Source organism: Mycobacterium sp. FW102-FHT13B02, from assembly GCF_058790275.1.
In genome coordinates this window covers 1-1,860 of the sequence record NZ_JBYTCM010000063.1, presented here as the reverse complement: position 1 = coordinate 1,860, position 1,860 = coordinate 1, and the positions used below count along the sequence as shown (strand labels likewise).

The window sequence follows — 1,860 nt, the reverse complement described above, 5'->3', positions numbered from 1 at the left end:
ACACGGCACAATAACCACGACCACGTGGCCTACTTTTCACCGTCGCTTCTGGCCTACTTTTCGACCGTCGTCAACATCGAGCATTATGGTTGAGGCGTATCCGCGCAAACGCAGTGCGCGCCCACGACGCCCCCACGCACGGCCCACGACTTAACATGCAGTCACCTTGCCGCCGCCACGGAAGCTTGACATCGAGCGCACTCCGCTTGAGCCTGCGGGGTCGCTACGATCAGGTGGTGCTATCGGATTTGCAAGCAGTCGATCAGAACAGACGCCCGTGTACGTAAGCCCTCACGTCGATCTTCTCGTAACTCCCGACTACCTGCCGATGAAGATTGATCCGTCGCAGAAAAGGGTATTGTTCTTTAGGATGTCGCGCGATGACTACGAGCGCGCTGTCTTTCTCGATAACCGCTCGCATCGATCTGACGAACGAATTTATGCGGCGGACCTCAACACGCTGACGGCAGGTCTGCAAGGGCGCGCGCCGGGTCACCCGGTGCACTACATCCTTCACGGCGCGTTTTGCGGATCGACGCTCTTGGCACGGTATATCGAGGCGCTTCCCGGTTTCTTCGTCCTCAAAGAGCCCGAGATTCTTACCCAACTGGCGATCATGAGAGACGATTTATCTGGCGAGTTCAGCCGCTTTCGAGACACAATAGCCGCGGACTGGGCCAGCTGGTTCGACGTGTGCACGGACCTGTTCGCTCGCGCTTACGAGGGCGACCGCGCCGTCGTTGTGAAGCCCGGCGACCTTTGCAATAGGTTGGGGCATCGGCTGCTGGACCGAAACGCCCAGACAAAGGTCGTGTTCTTGTCCAGCCCGCTGAAGGTCTTTCTTCTATCCGTGTTGAGGCTTGAGGACCGTCGTGTCTGGGCCCGTCGTCGGCTCCGGTACCTGGCAGGCCAGCTAGCCGAGATCCCGTTCCTCGCTGAGGCACTGCGCCAAGCCACGAATGATGGTGAATACGCGGCCGTGATGTGGTTGCTCAACGCCTTTCTTTGTGCGTCTCTTGCGTCCGGCCCTCACTCTGATCGAGTGCTCGTATTAGACACCGATAGCGTAGTGCATCACCCGCTTGACACACTCGACACCGTGGTGCGCTTCTTCCTATCCTCGCATCAATTTTTGGACACACCACCGCTGGTCACACTCACACCACTTACCCGTCACGCAAAGAATCTAGAACTGCGCTACGACGCCACGAAACGGGCACATGATCTGAGGGAGGCCGATACCCGGTATGGCGCGGAGGCCGAAGCCGCCCTCGGTTGGGCAGCCGAAAAGGGAGGGAACTGGATGACTGAATGCCCCTTTGCGCTTCGGTGAGATGACGCCGCCCCAGACGCCTCAGATTGTTGACATTGTTGTGAGCGATCTCTCCAGTCGACGGACTGTCTGATGAGTGCGAACGGCCTCCGCCGTCAGCGAGCGTTCCCGCCCCCGACCTCGGTTCGCGCAGTGGAAGCGTTCTCGGGCCGGCCGTTCTCAGCCTGCTTGCCTACAAGGTTGAGCAGGAATTGGTGGCGTCGCTGTTGTTGTCGCTGCGCCTCCAGATCGGCGCGGCCGCAGTAACCCGCAAGGTCGGCCGACTCTTCTGCATTCGGTACTGCTCAGCGCGCTCGTCGGTGCCCGCCCCGGCTGGTCGGGGGCAGTGTGGCAATCGTCATCGACCACGGCGCACTGCTGGTCGTGGAGCCGGGTACAGCGGGGATCGTCGCCCAACACCAACTGGTCGGACCGCAACACTTCGATCCTTTACGACACTACGACGTCCTGTCGGCTAAGTCCCCTGGGGTGGTGGGAATTCGGGGACGGGGCTGAGGTGGGCGGAGATGTTCAGGCCGTGTCGGTGC

Annotated in this window: 1 protein-coding gene; it reads left to right on the top strand. The window is 60.5% G+C overall.

What is annotated here, in order from left to right; all coding sequences use genetic code 11:
• Positions 1-370: 370 nt before the first annotated feature.
• Positions 371-1,333, top strand: coding sequence for a hypothetical protein (locus AC3WTE_RS32560; RefSeq protein WP_492443752.1), 963 nt, complete (start codon positions 371-373; stop codon positions 1,331-1,333).
• Positions 1,334-1,860 lie beyond the last annotated feature (527 nt).